Origin of the sequence: Pacificimonas flava, assembly GCF_000342165.1 — a bacterium.
GTDB classification, from domain to species: Bacteria; Pseudomonadota; Alphaproteobacteria; order Sphingomonadales; family Sphingomonadaceae; genus Pacificimonas; species Pacificimonas flava.
Genome location: NZ_AMRV01000003.1, coordinates 336663 through 358834, shown reverse-complemented (window position 1 = coordinate 358834; position 22172 = coordinate 336663). Strand labels below are relative to the sequence as shown.

Genomic DNA, 22172 nt, shown 5'->3' with positions numbered 1-22172 from the left:
GCGCCGAGAGTGGCGGTCCGCGCGACTGAAGAGATTACCCGAGAGGACGCGGCATGAACCAGGAACTGATGAACTTCTACAACCCGGCGGCAAAGCCGGAGACGTTCGACCAGATCAAGATCGGCATCGCCAGCCCGGAGCGCATCCGCTCCTGGAGCTATGGCGAGATCAAGAAGCCGGAGACGATCAACTACCGGACCTTCAAGCCGGAGCGCGACGGCCTGTTCTGTGCGCGCATCTTCGGCCCGATCAAGGACTATGAGTGCCTGTGCGGCAAGTACAAGCGCATGAAGTACAAGGGCATCGTGTGCGAAAAGTGCGGTGTCGAGGTGACCGTGTCGAAGGTCCGCCGCGACCGCATGGGACACATCGAACTGGCCGCGCCCGTCGCGCACATCTGGTTCCTGAAGTCGCTGCCCAGCCGCATCGGCATGCTGCTCGACATTCAGCTGAAGCAGCTTGAGAAGGTTCTCTACTTCGAGAGCTTCATCGTCGTCGAGCCGGGCCTGACCCCGCTTGAGAAGATGCAGCTTCTGACCGAGGACGAGCTTCTCGAGGCGCAGGACGAATATGGCGAGGACGCCTTCACCGCCGGCATCGGCGCCGAGGCGATCCGCGAAATCCTGGAGACCATGGACCTGGAGGCGGAATATACCGCGCTGCAGGAAGAGCTGGCGGTCACCAAGTCCGAGCTGAAGCCCAAGAAGATCATCAAGCGCATGAAGGTGATCGAGAGCTTCCAGGAATCCGGCAACCGTCCGGAATGGATGATCCTGTCGGTCGTGCCGGTCATTCCGCCCGACCTGCGCCCGCTGGTGCCGCTGGACGGCGGCCGCTTCGCGACGTCGGATCTCAACGATCTCTATCGCCGCGTCATCAACCGCAACAACCGTCTGAAGCGCCTGATCGAGCTGCGCGCGCCCGACATCATCGTGCGCAACGAGAAGCGCATGTTGCAGGAATCGGTCGACGCGCTGTTCGACAATGGCCGCCGCGGCCGGGTCATCACGGGCGCCAACAAGCGTCCGCTGAAGAGCCTGTCCGACATGCTGAAGGGCAAGCAGGGCCGCTTCCGCCAGAATCTCCTCGGCAAGCGCGTCGACTATTCGGGCCGCTCCGTCATCGTGACCGGTCCTGAGCTGAAGCTGCACCAGTGCGGTCTGCCGAAGAAGATGGCGCTCGAGCTGTTCAAGCCGTTCATCTACGCCCGCCTCGATGCCAAGGGTCTCTCTATGACCCTCAAGCAGGCCAAGAAGTGGGTCGAGAAGGAGCGCAAGGAAGTCTGGGACATTCTGGATGAGGTCATCCGCGAACATCCCGTCCTTCTGAACCGCGCGCCGACGCTCCACCGTCTCGGCATCCAGGCGTTCGAGCCGGTCCTGATCGAGGGCAAGGCGATCCAGCTTCACCCGCTGGTCTGCTCCGCCTTCAACGCCGACTTCGACGGCGATCAGATGGCCGTGCACGTCCCGCTGAGCCTGGAGGCGCAGCTGGAAGCGCGTGTCCTGATGATGTCGACGAACAACATCCTGTCGCCTGCCAACGGCAAGCCGATCATCGTGCCGTCACAGGACATGATTCTCGGCCTCTACTACCTGTCCATGGACCGGAAGGGCGAGCCGGGCGAGGGCATGCTGCTGTCCGACATCGTCGAGGTGCACAATGCGCTCGACGCTGGCTTCGTCACGCTGCACTCGAAGATCACCAGCCGCGTCCCGCAGACGGACGAGGAGGGCAAGACCTATATGCAGCGCGTCGAAACGACGCCGGGCCGCATGCTGATCGGCGAGAAGCTGCCGAAATCGCACAAGGTGCCCTACGAGCTGATCAACCGCCTTCTGACGAAGCGCGAGATCGCCGACGTCATCGACGTCGTCTACCGCGAGACGGGGCAGAAGGAGACGGTGCTGTTCGCCGATGCGATCATGGACCTCGGCTTCCGCCACGCCTGCTCGGCCGGTATTTCGTTCGGCAAGGACGACATGATCATCCCGCACGAGAAGGACCAGCTGGTCGGCGACACGCGTGCGACCGTTGCCGATTTCGAGCAGCAGTATCAGGACGGCCTGATCACGCAGGGCGAAAAGTACAACAAGGTGATCGACGCCTGGGCCCGCTGCGGCGACAAGGTCGCGGACGCCATGATGGACAAGCTGTCTGCGCACGAGATCGACGAGGGCGGCCGCGAAAAGCCGGTCAACGCGATCTACATGATGGCTCATTCCGGTGCGCGTGGCTCGCCTGCCCAGATGAAGCAGCTGGCCGGCATGCGCGGCCTGATGGCGAAGCCGTCGGGTGAGATCATCGAAACGCCGATCATCTCCAACTTCAAGGAGGGCCTGACCGTCCTTGAATATTTCAACTCCACCCACGGCGCCCGCAAGGGCCTGGCGGACACGGCGCTGAAGACGGCGAACTCGGGCTATCTGACCCGCCGTCTGGTCGACGTCAGCCAGGACTGCGTCATCGCCGAGGAGGACTGCGGTACGGAGAACTTCCTGACCGTGAAGGCCATCGTCGAGGGCGGCACCACCATCGTGTCGCTGGGCGAGCGCATTCTCGGGCGCACGCTGGCCGACAACGTCGTCGACGCCAAGACGGGCGAGATCGTCATGGAATCGGGCACGCTGCTGACCGAGGCCGAGGTGAAGGCGATCGAGGAAGTGGAGCCTGCCTCCGTTCAGATCCGCTCGCCGCTCGTCTGCGAAGCCAAGAAGGGCGTCTGCGGCGCTTGCTACGGCCGCGACCTTGCACGCGGTACGCCGGTCAATATCGGTGAGGCTGTCGGCGTCATTGCTGCCCAGTCCATCGGTGAGCCGGGCACGCAGCTGACGATGCGGACCTTCCACATCGGCGGCGCGGCGCAGGTCAGCGAGCAGTCGACGCTGGAAAGCTCCTTCGACGGTACGGTCGAGTATCGGAACCTTGATACGATTCAGGACCAGAAGGGCCGCCATCTGGCGACCAGCCGCTCGGGCGAACTCGCGATCATCGACATGGAGGGCCGCGAGCGCTCCGTGAACCGTATTCCCTATGGCGCCATCGTCACCTGGGAAGAGGGCCATGTCGTGAAACAGGGCGACCGTCTGGCGGAGTGGGATCCGTACACGCTGCCGGTCATCGCCGACAAGGGCGGTGTGGTGAAGTACCAGGATCTCGTCGAGGGCGTCTCCATGGCGGAGGAAGCCGACGAGGCGACGGGCATCACTGCAAAGACGGTGCAGGACTGGAAATCGGTGCCGAAGTCGGGCGACCTGAAGCCGCGCATCACCCTGACGGGCGAAGCGTCGGAGGATGCGCAGGTCTACCAGCTTTCGGTCGGCTCGATCCTTTCGGTCGACGAAGGCGCCACGGTGCGTCCGGGCGACATCATCGCGCGTATCCCGCGCGAGGCTGCCAAGACCCGCGACATCACCGGCGGTCTGCCGCGCGTTGCCGAGCTGTTCGAGGCGCGGAAGCCGAAGGACAATGCCGTCATCGCCTCCATCGATGGCCGCGTCGAATTCGGCCGCGACTACAAGACCAAGAAGCGCCTCTACATCCATCCGGAGGGCGAGGGCGAAACGGTCGAGTATATGGTGCCCAAGGGTAAGCATATCGCGGTGCAGGACGGCGATAGCGTTCGGAAGGGCGACTATCTTCTCGACGGCAATCCGGATCCGCATGACATCCTCGATGTCATGGGCGTCGAGGCGCTGGCCGAGTATCTGGTCTGGGAAATCCAGGAAGTGTACCGACTGCAGGGCGTGAAGATCAACGACAAGCACATCGAGGTGATCGTTCGCCAGATGCTGCAGAAGGTCGAGATCACGAAGTCCGGCGACACGACGCTGCTAGTCGGCGAGCAGGTCGACCGGGAGGAGATGGACCGGGAGAATGCGAAGCTGACCAGCCGCCAGGACAAGGCGGAGGGCAAGCCCGTCCTTCTCGGCATCACCAAGGCGTCGCTGCAAACCGGCAGCTTCATCTCGGCGGCGTCCTTCCAGGAAACCACCCGCGTCCTCACCGAGGCGGCGGTCCAGGGCAAGGTCGATACGCTGAACGGCCTGAAGGAAAACGTCATCGTCGGCCGCCTGATCCCGGCCGGCACCGGCGCTGCGATGAACCGCGCCCGGCTCGAGGCGCATCAGCGCGATGCAAAGCTGCGCGAGAAGCAGCGCAAGGCGCTCGAGGCGGCCGAGGCCGATGTGGCCGCGGCACAGGCCGAAGCGGACGCGGCCAAGGCGGAAGCCGAACCGGCCGAATAAGGCGCCGCGTCAGGGCTGAAACAGAAGGGCCGCTCCAAGCATGGGGCGGCCCTTTTTTTGGCCTGGTAGAACTCGGGCCGCTGATCTTTGCGTCGGGCGGCGCGGGCGGCGCGGGCGGCGCGGGCGGCGCGGGCGGCGTATTGAGCGCAGTAGCGCCGCACCCAGGGTAAGGGTGTTGCCGGAACAGGAAAGGGCTGCTTCCATGATGATGACGCTTCTGGTTGTCGGCATCGTGTCGGGTGCGTTGCTGGTTGGTGCCGGGTGGGGGCTTTACGGCCGTTTGCCGAAACGGCTTGAAGGGTTCCTTGTCGCCCTGGCTGGCGGCGCGCTGATCGTCTCCGTCATGTCAGAACTGATTCAGCCCGCCCAGCAAGAGCTCAGCCTTCTCATGGTGGTGTTCTCGGTCGGCGGCGGGGCGCTTGTCTTCACCGGCCTCGATTATCTGGTCGACGAAAAGATGAAGTCCTCAAAGGGCAGCGGCCTGCTTCTGGCGATCACGTTGGACGGCATTCCTGAAAATCTCGCCCTCGGCGTGGCCCTGATCGGCGCCGGGCCCACGGAGGTGGCGGCCTTGGCGGGATCAATCCTGCTTTCGAACCTGCCGGAAGCGGCAGGCGGCGCGAAGCAGATGACGAAGGGCGGGCACAGTCGCACGGCCGCGCTTGCCCTTTGGGCAGCGACGGCGGCACTGTTGTCGGCGGCCGCGGTCGCCGGCAATCTTCTGCTGAAGGATGCGTCGGCGGACAGTCTGGCCCACATCCGCTGCTTCGCTGCTGGTGCTGTCGTCGCGTCACTCGCCACCGAAGTGTTCCCGGAAGCCTATCGCGAAGATCGCAACGAAACGGGCATTGCCGTCGCTCTCGGCCTCCTTATGGCGCTTGCGCTCGGCACGCTGCCGGGCGGATGATGACCGGACGCGAACGCCTAGCCCTGCGGGTCCGCTTCGATCTCCGAACCCCGTTTCAGGACCTTGTCCCCGTCCTCCTGCCTGATCAGATAGGCGGGGTTGTCGGCGTCTCCATCCTTGGTCACCTCCGTGCCCTTCAGCGTCCGCGTGACCTTTTCCTCGAAGCGGTCCTCAATCTGGCCGTACGCGTAGGCATTCCCCCATTTCCACTTCACATATTGTCCGGTGCGGAAGCTGTCCTCATTGGCCATGGCGCGCTGTCTCCCTTCACCGCAACGAACCCGGCACCGCCCGTCCCGTTCCGGTTGGCATTTCGCCGCACCTGCCGCTAGGAAGCGCGCACCATGGAGCCCAGTGACCTGCGTGTGGCCCTGTTTTCGGGCAACTATAACTATGTAAAGGACGGCGCGAACCAGGCGCTGAACCGCCTGACGGCGCATATGCTGTCGCGCGGGGTAAACATGCGCATCTATTCCCCGACCGTGCCCCAGCCGGCCTTTCCCGCGACTGGCGATCTCGTTTCGATCAGAAGCGTGGCGCTGCCGGGCCGCGACGAGTATCGCTTTGGCTTCGGCCTGGTCGGTGCGCACCGGGATTTGAGACGCTACCGGCCGAACATCGTTCACATTGCCTCGCCGGACGTGATCGGTCACAGGGCCGCGCATTGGGCAGGGGCGCATGATGTGCCGCTCGTCGCCTCGGTCCACACCCGGTTCGAAACATATTTCCGTTATTACAAGCTGGGCTGGGCGCAGCCGCTGGGCGAGGCGATCCTGCGGCGGCTCTACGGCAAGTGCGAGGAAATCTACGCGCCGTCCCAGAGCATGGTGGAGGTGCTGCGAGAGCAGCACATGAACCCGAACGTGCACATCTGGAGCCGGGGGATCGACCATGACCTTTATGGTCCCGAACGGCGCGATTTGGAATGGCGCCGCAGTCTGGGCATCGATGACGCGGATGTGGTGATCCTGTTCGTCGGCCGGCTGGTCCTCGAGAAGGGACTGGGGACATTCGCCGAGACGCTGCGCGCGCTCGACCGGCGGGGTCAGCGCTACCGCGCCATGTTCGTGGGCGACGGTCCCGCCGGCGACTGGATCAGGGAACGGGCGCCGCAGGGTATCTTTACCGGCTTCCTTGGCGGCACGGATCTTGCCTGCGCCTATGCGTCCGCTGACATCATGTTCAATCCGTCCTCGACAGAGACGTTCGGCAATGTGACGCTGGAGGCGATGGCGAGCGGCTTGCCGGTCGTCGCGGCACGCGCCACGGGAAGCACCAGCCTGGTGGCCGAGGGCGAGTCGGGCCTGCTGACCACCCCGGACGACGTCGAGGAATCGGCGGACGCGCTTTGCACCTACCTGAACGATCCGCAGGCCCGGGCCTGCGCCGGCGAGGTGGGCCGGGCGCGTTCACGCGCCTATGACTGGACGCACATCAACGATGGCCTGCTGCAGCGCTATCTGGCGGTCGCGTCGAAGGGAACGAGCAGGTGATCTTGAAACTTCGCCGCACCCAGCTTACATTTCATCTGCCGGCTTAGCGGCCGGATATGGTGATAAATGTTGCCGTGAAATAGGTTGCATGGACCCGGGGGCGGTACCCGGCGGCTCCACCAAAAGGCGCCCGCACGATAGCAGGGCGCCTCCTGATGGGGCCGAAACAGCTTCGACATGTGCTGAAAGACGGTGATTTTGCCCGGCCTGAGGACGCCGTAAAACTGTTCAAACTCTATAGATGCCAACGATAACGAGGCATTTGCGATTGCTGCGTAACTGATGGCCTAACGGCTAAGGTTACTTAGACAAAAGCGGGGTTCGGGGCGCACCTTTCAACAGAAGCGCCAGTCCGGCGGTCCGGAGGGCACCGAGCAACAGAAGCCCTCCATCTCTCTCTTTCATGTCCAGGGCGACGGGCCTCCAAGCAGCCCCTTCCACAGCGCGATCGGCAGCCAGTGCAGCAGCATGTTGGGCCAAATCGAACCGGTTCGTTCGTAAAGGCGAACGCACGCGGTGCCCATGAGCGCCACGCAGGCGAGAAACCACGGATCGAGCATCATGGCGGCGAATGTCGGCCCGTAGAGCAGGGCCTGCGGCGGATGCCAGGTGACGAACAGCGCCACCGACAGGACCGCCGCAACTCGCCGCTGCGACAGGGTGGCCGGTTCGGCGGGGTGCGGCAGCAACGCCGCGCGGAAGAGGAGTTCTTCCGCCAGCGCCGGCACGATCAGGGCGAAGGCGGCGAGCCGAAGGAAGGCGGGCAGGTCGTCCGTCGGCGCGAGGCGAATAATGCCGCCGGCAAGTCCAAGCGCGGCAAGAGCGGGGAACAGCCAGAGCGCTTCGCGGCAGAAGGCGGCCCACGCCGCCCGGTCCAGGCTTGTGCGGAGGGCCAGGAACAGACGCCGGAGCAGCAGCATGACGGGTGTTCCGGCGCCTCAAGCCGCTGCGCGCTCTTCCTCGGCCGCCTTCACGGCATTGAGGAGGCGGGTTTCGAGACCCTTCAGGCGCTGCGAGCCGTCGAGCTTCTGCCCGGTGAGGTCCGTCATGTAGAAGGTATCGACCGCCCGCTCGCCGTAGGTGGTGATATGGGCGCTGTGAATCGTCACCTTTGCATCGAACAGCGTGCGCAGAAGCGCGTAGAGCAGTCCTGGCCGGTCGGCGGCGTTCACCTCGATCACCGTGAAGCGGTTGGACGCATTGGGCTGCACGAGCACGCGCGGCTGCACCGCGAACGCGTCGGCGCGCCGCTGTGGCAGCGGGCGCTGCGCCAGTTCCTCGCGCAGCCGCACCTTTCCCGCCAAGACGTCCGCGATCGAGCGCTTCAGCCGGTCGAGCTGGTGTGCATCGCCGAAAGGTTGTCCGCCATGACCCTGAATTCCGATATTGTTGAGCGCCATGCCGTCGCGGGTGGTGTGGATACGGGCATCGATGATGTTCGCGCCGCACAGGCTGATCGCGCCGGCCAGCCGCATCAGGAGACCGGGATGATCCTCTGAATAGGTGCGCACCTGCGTCGTTCCGGAGCCCGCGTCGAAATTCGTTCCGATGGAGAGCGCATCCTCCGCCGCGGCGATCAGCTGGGCGTTGGCGATCAGGGTGACGGGATCCTCCGCCACGAAATAGCTGTCGAAGAAGCGCCCGGCATAGGCGTCAGTCTCCGCTTCGCTCCAGCCCATCGCAGCCCCTAATTCCTGCCGCTTCGCCTCTATGCGCTCGCTGCGTCCGAAGCGCTGGTGGCCGAGGCGCAGGCGCTCCTCGGCCGCCATGAACAGATTGCCGATCAGCTGCCCCTTCCACGCCGTCCATGTGCCCGGGCCGACGGCGCGAATGTCCACCACCGTAAGGATCGTCAGCAGCCGCAGCCGCTCGAGGCTTTGCACCTCTCGGACGAAATCCTCGATCGTCTTGCCGTCGGACAAGTCCCGCTTGAACGCGGTGGCCGACATCAGAAGGTGCTGGCGCACCAGCCAGGCGACGGTCTCCGTCTGTGCCTTGCTAAGGCCGAAACGTGGACCGAGTTCCTCCGCAACCTCGGCCCCCAGGATGCTGTGATCGCCGCCGCGCCCCTTGGCGATGTCATGCAGCAGCACCGCGACATACAGCACCTCGCGCGAGAATAGATCCGGCATCAGCGCCGTGGCGATGGGATGCTCCTCGGCCAGCTGCCCGCGCTCAATGTCGCTGAGGAGGCCGATGGCGCGGATCGTGTGCTCGTCGACAGTGTAGTGGTGATACATGTCGAACTGCATGCGCGCCACAACGCGGCCGAAATCGGGTACGAAGCGACCGAACACGCCGGCCTCGTTCATCCAGCGGAGGACGAGGGCGGGGTCGCGGGGGCTGGTCAGCACCTGCATGAACAGGGCGTTGGCGGCTGCATCGTCCTGCCAATCGGCGATCAGCTGCGCGTCTCTGTTCGCCTGCCGCATGGCGAGGGGGTGAAGCTCGTGCCCATATCGGTCCGCGAGCGCGAAGATTTCCAGCAGGCGTCGCGGCTCCTCCTGAAAGAAATCCTCCCCGGGAATGCCGATGCGGCCGCGGCTCAGCGTGAAGCCCTTCAGACGGCGCGGCGTGGTCACACGGTCGCGCAGCCGTTCCCGCAGCGTCGAATATTGATCGTCGATATGTTCCAGGAACAGGCCGGTCAGGTCGCCCACCGTCTTGGCGATCAGGAAATAGTGACGCATGAATCGTTCGGTGGAGGAGGCGCCCGGCCGGTCGGAATAATCGAGGCGCTGGGCGATCTGTCGCTGCATATCGAAGGTCAGCCGCTCTTCCGCGCGCCCGTTCAGCCGGTGGAGCAGCGTTCGTACGGACAGCAGGAAATTGTCCGCCCTGTGAAACTGGCGATATTCTTCCGGCTCGAACAAACCGGAATCCACCAGCTGTGCCGCCCGGTCGACGCGATAGGCATATTTGCCGATCCAGAACAGCGTCTGCAGGTCGCGCAGCCCGCCCTTCCCCTCCTTCACATTCGGTTCGACGACATAGCGGCTGTCGCCCATGCGCTTGTGCCGCTGTTCACGCTCTTCCAGCTTGTCGCGGATGAAATCGCGTTCGGTGCCGTGCACCACCTCCGCCCGGTATCGGCGTCCGCCCTCCTCGTAGAGATCCTGGTCGCCCCACACATACCGCGCCTCCAGCATCGCGGTGCGGACGGTCACGTCGCCGCGCGAGAGCCGGACGATCTCGTCCGGGGAGCGGGTCGCATGACCGACTTTCCAGCCGAGATCCCAGAGCGTGTAGAGCATCGTCTCGATCATCTGCTCCGACCAGGCCGACAGCTTGCCGGGGATCAGGAACAGGAGATCGACATCGCTGAACGGGGCCATTTCGGCGCGGCCATATCCGCCGACAGCGCAAATGGTCAGGCGCTCCGCCGTCGTCGGACTGTGCACGGGGAACAGGTGCGTGGCGGTGTAGTCATAGATCAGCCGAATGATCTGATCGGCGAAGTACGCGCGGGCATGGCAGTGCAGCATCCCCGCGCCCGGGTCGGCATCGATACGGGCACCAAGCTCCTTATCGGCCGCCTCCGAGACGGCTCGGAGTTCACGCACGAGGGCGCTTCGCCCCGCCGGGATGTCGGCCAACCTGGCGGCGATGGCGCGCCGGTCGAGAATGGCGCGTCGGTCGGGAACATGGTCGTAGCGGCGCAGCATATCCGGCGGTGTCTACTGCCGTCCGGGGCGCGCGGCAAAGATGCGGTTATTCGGGTTCGGGCGGAAAATAGCGTTCCTCGAGAAGCTCGCGCTCCTCCTTCTGCTTTTCATATTGCTGGAAGGCACATGCCGACCCCCCGCCCGGACCGATGGCCGAGCATTCGGTCGGCAAGGTCTGGTTCCCCATATTGCTGAGCGCCTTACGCTCGGCTTGGACGTCGGTTTCGCGATCACCGGGTTCGGGCGGCGGCGCTTCTTCCTCCTCCTCATTTTCGCCCTCGATACAAATGACGTCGGGGTCGTCTTCGGGACAGCGGAGCGGGGCCATGAACTCGTCGAGCGGAATGCGGCGCTGCTGGCCGGGCGCGACGACCACGCCCGAATCGCTGGTATCCGGCTGAGCCTGCGAACCGGCAGTGGAGGCAGGAGCGTCCTGCGGCGGCGGCGCCTGCGCTGCCGCGGGCGTCAGGCCGAACAAAAGGGCCGCGCTAGCGGCGAGAAGCAGGCGTTTTGTCATTACATCATCCAACGATAGCCGCGGCATTCCGTTGCACATTCCGCGTGCGCGTTGAACCATGGCTGAACGCAAGCTGGCGGGAAAGCCCTCTTATCCGGTCAGCAGGATGCCCCGCGCCTGGCTGGCGACATGGGCGAGCATCGCCGGGGTGGTGCTCCCGGCGGCGCGCGCCCTGGCGATGGTCTGCGACAGACGCGCGGTCGCCGCCTCGTTCTCCGCCAGCCAGATCTCGACCGCGGCGTTCAGATTCTCGTCGCGTGGGGCGATTCGCTCGATCAGGTCCAGACGCATGCCCTGAAAGTCGCGGGCGAGGCTGGCCGCAAGCAGGCGTTCCCACGGATCGCTGGGATTGAGATGCGATGCGGTCGCATGCGCCCAGTCCAGGCCCAGCTTCTCGCCGAGATAGGTATAGGCGGCGGCAACATCGCACGGATCCGATTTGTGGACCCACGCCAGGCGTGCGATCATGGCGGCGCCGTTCATGGCCTCGATCTCGATCAGGCGTTCGATCAGGTCTGCTGGCGCCCGCGCAGCGGTGAGTTCCTGCCGCACACGCTCCAACGCCGCCTTCGGTTCGGTCCTGAGCAGCGTCTCCCGCGCCTCTCGAAGTCCCTCAATCCTGTCGCCCAGCGTTTCGACCGCCTCACTCGGCGACTGATCGGCGGGCATGGCGTCGATCAGGTCTGAAATGTGAATCTGCAGGCCAACGGTCGAGCGTTTGTGCAGCGTGATCTGCACCGCCGGCTCCAGCTCCGCGGCGTCGATGGTCCGCCAAAGGATGCGGAAACCAAACAGTTCGCGGGCGGCCACGAAGGCGGCGGCCACGCGGGAGAGCGGCACCGTATGCTCCTCCGCCAGCTCGAATGCGAGGGCGATGCCACCGCGATTGACGATCTGGTTGGCAAGCTTCGTGGCGATGATCTCGCGCCGCAGCTTGTGAGCGCGAACCTCGTTCGCGAATCTCGTCTGCAACTCCTCCGGGAAGGCGAAGAACAGATCCTCCTCGAGCAGCGGATCGTCGGGCAGGTCGCTATCGACGATGGCCTCGTAGAGGGACATTTTCGCATAGGCGAGAAGGACGGCGAGTTCCGGACGCTCGAGCCCTGCCCCGGCCGCGGCGCGCTGCGTCAGGAGATCGTCGGCGGGCAGCTGCTCGACGCGGCGGTCCAGCCGGCGCTCCGCCTCCATCTGCTGGATGACCCGCTGAAAGGCGGGCAGGGTGGCGGCGCCGCCCGCTTCCGCGACGGAAAGGGCCTGTGTCTGCATGACATTGTCGCGCAGGACGAGCGCGGCCACGCCGTCCGTCATCTCCCGCAACAGGTCGTTGCGCGCCTCGACGGTCAGCCGGTCCTTACGCAGCGGTTCCTGCAGCGCAATCTTGATATTCACCTCATTGTCCGAGCAGTCGACGCCGGCGGAATTGTCGATGAAATCGGTATTCACGCGGCCGCCAAGCTGCGCGAAGGCGATGCGTCCCGGCTGCGTAATGCCGAGATTCGCGCCCTCTCCGATCACCTTCACGCGCAGTTCGCGCGCCTCGACGCGGATGTCGTCGTTGGTGCGGTCCCCGACGGCGGAGTCGCTTTCCCCGGAGGCCTTCACATAGGTGCCGATGCCGCCGAACCACAAAAGGTCCGCATCCGCCTTCAGGATCGCGCGCATCAACTCGTTGGGGCCGACTTCGGCCGGCAGTTCCAGCATCGCCTGGATCGTGTCCGAAAGTTCGATCGACTTCTGCGCGCGGGAAAAGACGCCGCCGCCTGCGGAAATCAGGCCTTTGTCATAATCCTCCCACGATGATCGGGGCAGGGCGAACAGCCGCTCGCGCTCCTTGAAGGACGTTTCCGGATCCGGATCAGGGTCGATGAAAATATGCCGGTGATCGAACGCGGCGACGACCTTCAATGTGCGCGACAGCAGCATGCCGTTGCCGAACACGTCGCCCGACATGTCGCCGATGCCGACGACGCGCACCGGTTCGGACTGGACGTCGATGCCCATTTCGCGGAAATGGCGCTGCACGCTGACCCACGCGCCGCGGGCGGTGATCCCCATCGCCTTGTGATCGTAGCCATTGGCACCGCCGGACGCGAAGGCGTCGCCCAGCCAGAAGCCGCGCTCGACGGAAATGGCGTTGGCGATGTCGGAGAAGGTGGCGGTGCCCTTGTCGGCGGCGACGACCAGATAGGGGTCAGGATCGTCGTGACAGACGACGTCCTGCGGCGGCACGGTCTCGCCCTGCACGACATTGTCCGTCAGCGACAGCAGCGCATTGATGAAGATGCGATAGGCGGCCTGCCCCTCCGCCAGCCAGGCCTCTCGCTCGCTGACGGGGGGAAGCTGCTTGGGATAGAAGCCGCCCTTCGATCCCGTCGGAACGATGACCGCATTCTTCACCATCTGCGCCTTGACCAGACCCAAAACCTCCGTGCGGAAATCGTCGCGCCGGTCGGACCAGCGCAGCCCGCCCCGCGCGATGGGCCCGCCGCGCAGGTGGATGCCCTCCACCCGCGGAGAATAGACCCAGATCTCGCGATAGGGCACGGGAGCCGGAAGGCCGGGGACCTTCGCCGATTCGATCTTGAAGGCCAGCGTCTGCGCATCCGGGGCGAAGGCGGTCGTGCGCAGGGTCGCCTCGATAACGTCGCGGTAGAGGCGCAGGATGCGATCCTCGTCGATCGCCTCGACGCCCTGAATGCCCCGCTTCACCTCGCGCCGCGCCTCGCGCATGGCGCTTTGGCGATCGCCCTCCACATCGCCAAAGCGCGCGCGGAACAGACCGACGAGCGCGCGGGTCATGACCGGATGCGCCGCCAGCGCGTCGACCACCGTCAGCAGGCCGTAGCTGAGGACGGACTGGCGCAGATAGCGATAATAGGCCCGCAGCCACGCAACCTCTTCGCTGCGCAACTGAACGCCGACGACCAGTGTGTTGAACGCGTCGTTCTCGCGCTCGCCGATCATCACGGCCCGCAGCGCGCCCTCGGCATGCTCCTTCAGGAAATCGAGGTCGATCGCTTCCCCGGTCGGGTTCTCGACCATGAAATCGTGGATCCAGCCGTGCCTTGTCTCGGTCGGCGTGTCGAAGGGGAATTCCTCGATGACCTTGAACCCGAATGCTTCCAGCACCGGCACCATTTCCGACAGCGGAATGATGCTGCCGGTGCGGTAGATCTTGATGCGCAGCTGGTGCGCCGCGTCGGGCGGGCGGCGGTAGAAATGCACCTGCCGATCGGCGTCGCTGGCGAGCGATTCGAGCCGCTCCACGTCGACCGCAGCGGCCTCGCCGGTAAACTGGTCGCGGTAACTGGCCGAAAAGCCCCGCTCGTAGGTGAGCGCCAGTGCATCGGTCCGCTCCGGCCCCAGACGCGCCAGCATCGCCGCTTCGAGATCCTCGTCCCAGCCGCGCACCAGGTCGCGCAGGCGCTGGTCTAGCGCGCGCTCCTCGATGTCCGGAACCTCGCCCGGCAGGGTCGCGAGGAAGAACTGGACCCGCGCCAGCCCCTCCGCGCGCAGCTCCACGTCGAAGCGCGTCAGCCGGGCATCGAAGGCTTCCGCCAGCATGGCACCGATGCGTTCCCGTAGCGTGCCGGTATAGACCTCTCGCGGGACGAAGACGACGGCCGAGATGAACCGGCCGAACGGGTCGATCCGCGTGAAAATCTTCGGGCGGGGACGGTCGAGCAGCGAAAGCATGCCCCGCGCCATGTCGGTCAGGCGTTCCTCTGAGGTCAGGAACAACTCCGCGCGCGGATAGGTTTCGAGGACGTGCGTCAGCGCCTTGCCCGAGTGGCTTTGCGGGTCGAAGCCGAGAGCCTCGCGCACGGCCGAGACCTTCTTGCGCATGATCGGCACATGATCGGGCGAGCGCGCAAGGGCGGCGGAGGTGAACAGGCCGACGAACCGATATTCACCGCACACCTTGCCCTCGTCATCGTAGCGCTTGACGCTGATCACGTCGAAATAGGCGGAGCGATGGACGCGGCTCAGCGTGTTGGCCTTGGTAATCAGGATCGGGTCGGGCACCGCCATGAAGCTGCGCAGCGCCACAGGCAGGCTCTCATAGCCCCCCACGCCGCGCCACAGCTCGAAATCAGGATCGCGCAGCAGTCCGAGCCCGTCCTCCATCTCAGGCTGCACGCTCTCGTCGTCCAGCACGCCCTTGAAGTCGTAGGATGCGTAGCCGAGCAGCGTGAAATTGTCGTCGGCCAGCCAGTTCAGGAACGACTTCGCTTCCATCACGGAATCGGCGGCGACGGAAATGCGCGCCTCGCCCAGCGATTCGGCAGCACGTTCCAGCTTCTTGAGCATGGCGCGCCAGTCCGCGACCGAGACGCGCACATCGACGAGGATTTCGAGAAGCGCACGCTCCAGCGGCTCTCGCTCCCCCTGCGGAATGGCAGAGGTTTCCAGATAAATCAGCGACTCGCGGCGGCGCCCCTCCGGCAGCACCTCGCGATCCGCCGGCGACACTTCCAGAAGGCCGCCGTCGGGATCGCGGCAGACATCGAGGATTGGGTGCAACAGACGAAAAATGCTGAGCCCGCGGGCACTGAGCGCGTTGGTGACCGAATCCACCAGGAACGGCATGTCGTCGTTCGAAATCGCGATGGCGGTGCGACGCCGGCTGTCACCGCTTTCCAGATCGTCGATGACCACATTGGCCTCGCCCGGACAGCGTGCGGCAAGGGCGCGTTCGGCAAAGGCGGCGATGCGCTCGGCAGCGGCATCGTCCAGATCCTCTGCTTCCCCCGGCAGCGCGCCGAAGAACAGGGCGCGGGCAAGTGGCTGCTGCGTGTCGGCCTCGACGGCAGCGGCGGCGGGGGTTTTGGCGGTCTTGCCCTTGGCGGACATTCGGGTGCACCTTAAAACTGTTCGGTCGGGGCTTCCCGCTTATCCCGCGAGGCGCAGCCCCGGCAAGAAAAGTCGCATTCGAAACCGGATGGTGCGGCTCGCTTTTCCGCTCAGTCGAGACGTCTCAACGCGCGGTCGAGCAGTTTCTCATCCTCCGCCACCGCGCCCATCACGCCCAGGCGGCCGCCCGGTTCGCGCCGCGCGACGAGAAGGATGAATTCCTCCTCCCCCGGCACGTCGAGGCTCAACTCCGCGCTCGGCGCCGCTTGCCGAAGGGCCGAGCGGCGCGCGTCCGCCGTGTCGGCGGATGGGCGGGGCGTTCCCGCCGCCTGGCGCCGGGCAGCGCGTTCGGCCTGGACAAGCCCCTTCAGTCCGCCCTCGGCCGCTTCCACAAATTCGGCGAATCCGCCCGGAGGGACGGCCGCCCGCGCGGCACAGGACAGGCCGGCGGCGAACTCGGTCAGGCGTGCCTTGTCGTAATCGGCGCCGAAGACGAGCTTCGCGGTCGGCGTCATCGGCGCGCGCGCCTGCCGCTTCAGCCCGGCCGCTTCCAGCATCTCGGCATAGGCTTCCGGCTGCGCCTCGCCCTGGAGATGAAAGTCATAGGCCTGTGACAGAGCCCGGTAGAGCGCGGTGCGGCTGCGGTCGCCCGCACGGCTGGCCGTCGCAGCGGCATCCCGTGCGCCGGCCAGACAGTCCGCAAGAGAGGTCCCTTGCGTACCGACAGCCGTTTGCGGATGCGATCCGCCCTCGCCCAAAAAGGGTTCGGGCGCGAGACGCAGGACCGTCTCGACTCTCGGCGCGTCTTCGCTTGCCGTGATGCCATAGCCATTCGCGCGCAGGATCTCCTCCGGCGTGGTCACGGGGCGCGGCGGGGTCGGTGCGCCGAACATCAACGCTTCCAGTTCGTCGGCCGGGGCGGCGCTGTCGATCAGGCCCGCCTCGATTTTCAGCGCGGTTTCGAGGTCCGCCTCCGCCAGCTCCTTCCAGTTGATGACGCCGTACATGCAGTCGATGCTGCGTCCATTGCTGCTCAGCGGCATCAGGATGCCTCGATAAAGCGTGTTGTTCCCCCGCCTCGAAATGAACTCCGCCTCGAACCCGATCGGCGCACGGTTGGCGATGATTTCGAGATAGTGATCGGTCAGGCGCGAGATCAGGGACCGGGGCGGCACGGCGCCGACGGCGATCTCCTCCGCTCTCAGGTCGCATTCCTCGCGCAGGCGTTCGCCGACGAAGCGCAGCTTCGGCTTTGCCTGGTCCTCGGCGAAATCGAGAAGGATGCTGTGCCCTCCGAATGCGTCGAGATCACCGTCGAGATCGGCGGGCGCGGGAAATTCGCGCCCGTTCAGAAGCGCGGCCCAGTCATTATAGGCGCGGACGTGCATGCGGCGCTCGTCATGCTGGCTGAAGACGGGTGGGGCATCGAACGCCGGTTCTTCGGCCGCAGCATAATCAGCGCTCTGATCGTCCATCGATTCCATATCCCCCGGAAAGGCTCACTCTTGTCTGGCGCTGCAATTGACACGCGGCCGGTTGCGAGATGGTTAAAATCGAGCATCTGCCCCTCGCGGTCGCCGCTTGGCCGCGGCCCAGGCGTGTCCGAAAAGGATAACGATTCCGGACACGCAGGTATTCCGGAGGCTTGGGCCCGCGCGGCCCCAACGCACGTTTGCCGCTTGTCAGCTACCCGGGCCTTTGTTAAGGGCGCGCGCCTTGCCGGCGGGATCACCGCCGCCGATGCCGCTTTAGCTCAGTTGGTAGAGCACATCATTCGTAATGATGGGGTCGCGTGTTCGAGTCACGCAAGCGGCACCACTTCTTTTCAAGACCGTAGCGGGCGTTTACGCGTTCTGGACCGAGACTGGGTTGGAACGCCTTTCTGCCATTCTCGACGGCATGATGGAGCGACGACCAGGGGTGGGGCGGCTTAAGCCGCTAGCCGTTCGCGTCACTTCGGGCCCTATGGCTTAGGAAAACCCCGCTCGCGGCGCTTGAAATGCCCGCCACGGTCCCTCGATCGCCAGCGTTCGGGCCGGGCTGTAGAGGTTGACGAACATCGTGCTGCCGGACGGCGAGAAACAAGCGCCAGCGAGTTCTGTCTGGTCATGCAAACGGGCGAAGGCGTACACCTCACCGGCCGGCGTAATTCCGCGCAGGTGATTGTCGACCAATTCGGTATATTGATCCTCGCAGACGATCAGATGGCCGGTCGGCGCCACGGTGATGTTATCGCCAAAATTCAGCATCGCCTCATTCGTGGACTCGACGAAAATCTCGACCTCGCCCGGCTCGTCCCGTTCGCCGAGCCGTCCCTCAGACGCGGATGGACGGTAGCGCATGATCTGGCTGAGCCTGGCCCGGCCGCCCGAGGTGCAGCAGAAATAAAGTTCACCGCGACCGTCCGCGCCGCGGCCATAATGGATCCCCTCGCCGCGCGCGAAAAGAATGGCGCCCTTTGCATGGCCGCGCTGGCGCAGATCGTCAGCGGCGCTGTCGGTGCCGTCAAGATCGATCCAGCGTGTGGCAAGTGCCTGCCTTGATGCCAGATAGGGCGCGCTCCAGTTGCGCATGTCGGCCGAACGCTCGCGGTCCTGAAAGGCGAGCGCCTGCAGGCGGCCGCCGCGGTGCAGCCGGCCCCGTTCCGCAGGCAGAAAGCGGTAGAGGAGGCTGTCGTCCCGATCTTCGGTCAGATAGACGATTCCCGTACGCGGATCGACTGCTGCGGCTTCGTGATTGAAGCGCCCAAGCCCCTTCAACGGCACGGCCCCCACCCGGCCCATACCGCGTGCGGGAACTTCGAAGACCCATCCATGGTCCTTCGTCACGCCCGCGCCGGCGGTCGTCACGTCTTCCTCGCAGCTCAGCCAGCTTCCCCACGGCGTCGTCCCGCCCGCGCAGTTGCGGATCGTTCCGGCCAGGCTGAGATGCTGGCGTTCGACCGAGCCCGTGCGCTGATCGTAGACCAGCGTCGTCGTCCCCCCTGGCAGCAAGCCGCCGCTGCTGAAGCTGTCGAAGCCCGGTCCCGAAGCGTCGCCGGATGCAAACGCGCCGGCGTCCCGGTGTTCAGGCTTCAGCTCATGGTTGCGCACCAGGATCGTACGATGCTCGTCGAGGCGGAAAGCGCCCATGCCGTCCGCACGGTCCGGCACGCGCAGACCGTCATCCATGTGCTCGCCCATTTGCGAGATCACGCGATAGGAGAAGCCGCGGGGCAGGTCGAGAAGGCCCGCCGGGTCGGGTCGCAGCGGGCCGTAACCGGCCGCAGGCGCTCTTTCCGCCGGTCCGGAGATCGCGCAGCCACTGAGCGCCAGCCCGGAAAAGGCGAGGGAGGTCAGGCCAATGCCGAAGTCCCGCCGGTCTATCCGTGTCATGCCACGTCTCCCTTGCGATCAGTCTATGGCGCCGAAGGTCACGCGTACGCCCAGATTTGCGGACGGGCCATATTCCTCATACTGCACATTCACATCGCTGCGGCCCTGATAGCTGTAGAGGGGCCGGTCGTTGATGTTCGTGACGGATCCGAAGACGCGAATGCCCCGCGCCAGGCGGTAGGACGCCGTCAGGTCCACTTGAATATGGTCGTCGATATAGACGTCGCCCTCGGGATCCGTCGGGCTGCCGATCTCGTCGAGGATGCGGTCCCGATATGACATGGAAACCCGGAACTGGAAGCCGTCGCGGTCATAGCCAAGGGAGGCATTGGCCGTATGGCGCGCCTGGAACGGCATGGGCGCATCGCGCACCCCGCCGCCGGGCAGAGGCAATTCGGCATCGCTGTCCACGAACGTATAGTTCGCCGCGACGAGAAATCCGTCGAGCGGCGCGGGCAGGAAATTCAGTTGCTGCTGAACCGCGAATTCCAGGCCGAGTATCTGCGCATCATTGCCGTTCACGAAGCTGGCATATTCGTCGAACCCCTCGAAGCCCTCCGTGCCTGCGAAATCGATCGGGAAGATCGGGTTGGCGAGGTTCTTGTAGAAGGCGCCTGCCGACAGGACGCTCGCGCTGCCGGGGTAATATTCCAGCGTCAGGTCGAAATTGTCCGCGCGGTAAGGATCGAGCGCCGTATTGCCGGCCGCCGCCTCGATCACGCCGTCGCTGTCGCGTTCGATGAGGGAGGCCGGACGGCTCTGTTCGAAGTTCGGCCGCACGACGCTGCGATAATAGGCAGCGCGGGCCTGGAGCTTGTCGCTGAAGGCGTAGCGGGTGTTCAGGCTGGGAAGGACATCGGTATAGCTGCGGTCGACATTGATGGGCGATAGCGACAGCGAGCCGGTTTCCTCGTCCAGCGAGACCTCATTTCCCTCGGCCCGATATTCGGTGTGCTCGACGCGAACGCCGCCGACGATGCGCAGGGCGCCGATATCGGCGGCCCCCATCAGATAGCCGGCGTAGATATCTTCATCGATGCGGAAATCCTCCGCATTGGAATCGATGAAGCTGCCTTCTTCATCGAAATCCTCGTCGAACAGGGCCTGATCGGCTTCGACCGCGTTCGCGACGTCCCGCGGAAACGCCTGCGGGGCGATCGGACCGAGCGGATAGTCGATATCCCCGTTCAGGAAATCGGCGATGGTCAGACCCTGGTCGGCGCCGCCGTAGATGCGCGCGTCGAGATCCGAACTCTTATCCCGCAGGGCAAGCTTCGCCCCGGTCTTCAGATAGCCGCTGAACGCGCCGATATCCATCTCGTGGGTCACGTCGATCTTGCCGCCATAGCGCTTGTCCATCGTCTCCGAACTTTCGAAGATGATCTCATCCAGTTCATAGAGGGAGGCGTCGCGAAATCCGTCGCCGCTGAACAGGATTTCGGGACGGCGCGGATCGCTGAGATCGGTGCCGATCAGCGTGTCCGTATCGCTGAAATCCGCAACGAACAGGGGCTCGACATAGTCGGGATTGTCTTCTCCGGCCTCGGAATAGTTCGCCGAATACTCGATCAGCGTGCGGCCGATCTGGTTCTCGCCGCCAGCCGACAACGAGTAGATGGTTTGCACTTCCTCCCGCTCGCTGACGTAGGATTCCAGCTCCTGATCGGCCAGAAGAAGCGTCGTGTCCGTTTGCTGGGCCACGTTCGCGCCGTCATCCGGATCGGCCTCGAAGATGGTGCCGCCCTGAACCTCGTCGTCCGAAAAGCGCGAATAGAGCTGTCGCACGTAAAGGGTGAAATCCGGATTGACGTGATAGTCGATGTTGAGCGTCGCCCCCAGGCGCTCGCGCGTCAGCACATAGTCGCGCGGTTCGATCGCAACCGGGAATGCGGTGCCGCCCACGGAATCGACGCCCTCGCCATTCTCGACGCCGTCGGAACCGAGACGCCGATTGAAGTAGCTGATCGAGCCGTAGATGCCGAGGTCGCCGCCGCCCACCTCGAATACGTTCGAGGCACTGAGGGAGAGGCGCGGACTGACGAGATCGCGAAGGTCGTTATAATGCCCCTCCGCACTGGCGGAGAGATAGGGGCCGTTCCGGTCGAATGCCGAAGCGGTGCCGATCTGCACCGTCCCGCCGATGGAGTTCGCATCGAGGTCGGGGGTCAGCGACTTGACCACGGTCAGCGTCTGAAGAACGTCGGACGGAATGACATCGAGCGCGACGGAACGCGCATCGCTCTCGGCCGAGGGCACGTCGACGCCGTTGATCGTGACCGCGTTCAGGTTCGGGTCCGCGCCGCGAATGGAGATGAACCGCCCTTCCCCCTGATCGCGGTTGATTGCCACGCCCGGGATTCGCTGGGCGGCTTCGGTGACGTTCTGGTCCGGGAACTGGCCGATGAAGTCGGCGGAGACGCTGTCGCTGACGCGGTCGGAGTTGCGCTTGCGATTGGCGGCGGAAGAGGCGCTCGCCGTCTGGCCGACGACGAGAATTTCCTGCGGACTGGCGCTTTGACCCGCGGGATCGTCCAGAACGACGCGCACATCGACCGGTTTCCCATCGGCGCCGACCTCGATTTGTTGCTCGACCGGTGTCGCGCCAAGATAGAGGGTGCGCAGCGTGTAGGTGCCGGCCGGCACACCCGGAAAGGAAAAGCGTCCGCCCGTCGTCGTGACGGCTCGCCGCCCCAACTCCGGAAGGGTCACCTCCGCTCCCTCGAAATAGACGCCGCTCGGCGTGCCGACACGGCCGCGCACCTCGGCCGGCGCGGAGGCGGTCTGGGCATTGGCCGGCAGGGATCCGAACGCTCCGGGCACCAGCGCAAAGGCCGCCGCAATGGCGAACGTCGAGGCGGAAAGGCGGCTTCGCGAATGACAGCGCTGACGAAACACTTGGATCTCCAATGGAATTTTGCCGGGATGTGCCGGTCGAAGTTGTTATCGGGATTTGAGGGAATGATGTTGCGCGGCGCCTGTAGGCGAAAAGCCATTTCACTTTGATGACGGTTGCAATACATTATTATTATTTGTTTTCAGGGCTTGATTGACTTGTATTCATTCAATAGCAGCCGCGCTTTATTTGCAATTGCGGGGCCTTAAGTTCCGAAATGTT

The 22172-nt window shown here is 64.8% G+C and carries 11 protein-coding genes, 1 tRNA gene and 1 other RNA gene; 5 read left to right on the top strand and 8 right to left on the bottom strand.

Features of this window, described 5'->3' with window-relative positions; genetic code table 11:
- Positions 1-53 precede the first annotated feature (53 nt).
- Both rpoC and C725_RS06705 read left to right on the top strand, forming a co-directional pair.
- Positions 54-4247, top strand: a complete 4194-nt coding sequence (gene rpoC / locus C725_RS06710) for a DNA-directed RNA polymerase subunit beta' (RefSeq protein WP_008601250.1) — start codon at positions 54-56, stop codon at positions 4245-4247.
- 202 nt (positions 4248-4449) lie between these two features.
- Entirely contained in the window at positions 4450-5154 is a 705-nt protein-coding gene (locus C725_RS06705) for a ZIP family metal transporter (RefSeq protein WP_008601249.1), read from the top strand.
- A 17-nt stretch (positions 5155-5171) separates the two neighbouring features.
- Here the strand turns inward: C725_RS06705 and C725_RS06700 are convergent, their stop codons facing one another.
- Positions 5172-5405, bottom strand: a complete 234-nt coding sequence (locus C725_RS06700) for a hypervirulence associated TUDOR domain-containing protein (protein WP_008601248.1) — start codon at positions 5403-5405, stop codon at positions 5172-5174.
- 93 nt (positions 5406-5498) lie between these two features.
- On the opposite strand from C725_RS06700, the gene C725_RS06695 reads away from it, so the two are divergent.
- Both C725_RS06695 and ssrA read left to right on the top strand, forming a co-directional pair.
- Complete coding sequence (locus tag C725_RS06695) at positions 5499-6647, top strand: glycosyltransferase family 4 protein (protein ID WP_008601246.1); 1149 nt, start codon at positions 5499-5501, stop codon at positions 6645-6647.
- Positions 6646-7001, top strand: a transfer-messenger RNA (tmRNA) gene (gene ssrA / locus C725_RS15735). Before C725_RS06695 ends, ssrA begins: the two co-directional genes overlap by 2 nt.
- Before the next feature lie 47 nt (positions 7002-7048).
- Here the strand turns inward: ssrA and C725_RS06690 are convergent.
- The 5 genes from C725_RS06690 to C725_RS06670 all read right to left on the bottom strand — a co-directional run bounded on the left by C725_RS06690 (position 7049) and on the right by C725_RS06670 (position 17158).
- Positions 7049-7567, bottom strand: coding sequence for a CPBP family glutamic-type intramembrane protease (locus tag C725_RS06690; RefSeq protein WP_008601242.1), 519 nt, complete (start codon positions 7565-7567; stop codon positions 7049-7051).
- Positions 7568-7585: 18 nt separating this feature from the next.
- Positions 7586-10312: a [protein-PII] uridylyltransferase gene (locus C725_RS06685; protein WP_008601241.1), complete on the bottom strand. Its 2727-nt coding sequence runs from the start codon at positions 10310-10312 to the stop codon at positions 7586-7588.
- A 46-nt stretch (positions 10313-10358) separates the two neighbouring features.
- Positions 10359-10829, bottom strand: a complete 471-nt coding sequence (locus C725_RS06680) for a hypothetical protein (protein WP_008601239.1) — start codon at positions 10827-10829, stop codon at positions 10359-10361.
- Positions 10830-10919: 90 nt separating this feature from the next.
- A complete protein-coding gene (locus C725_RS06675; RefSeq protein WP_008601238.1) occupies positions 10920-15683 on the bottom strand; it encodes an NAD-glutamate dehydrogenase in 4764 nt (1587 codons plus the stop codon).
- 110 nt (positions 15684-15793) lie between these two features.
- Complete coding sequence (locus C725_RS06670; protein WP_243442710.1) at positions 15794-17158, bottom strand: PAS domain-containing protein; 1365 nt, start codon at positions 17156-17158, stop codon at positions 15794-15796.
- Positions 17159-17425: 267 nt separating this feature from the next.
- Between C725_RS06670 and C725_RS06665 the strand changes: the two genes are divergently transcribed.
- Positions 17426-17501 (top strand) — tRNA-Thr (locus C725_RS06665).
- A gap of 152 nt (positions 17502-17653) precedes the next feature.
- On the opposite strand, the gene C725_RS06660 is transcribed toward C725_RS06665, so the two are convergent.
- Entirely contained in the window at positions 17654-19057 is a 1404-nt protein-coding gene (locus C725_RS06660; protein WP_008601233.1) for an alkaline phosphatase PhoX, read from the bottom strand.
- Positions 19058-19075: 18 nt separating this feature from the next.
- Positions 19076-21952 (bottom strand): TonB-dependent receptor, encoded by a 2877-nt coding sequence (locus tag C725_RS06655; protein ID WP_008601231.1) that lies wholly within the window; start codon positions 21950-21952, stop codon positions 19076-19078.
- Positions 21953-22172 lie beyond the last annotated feature (220 nt).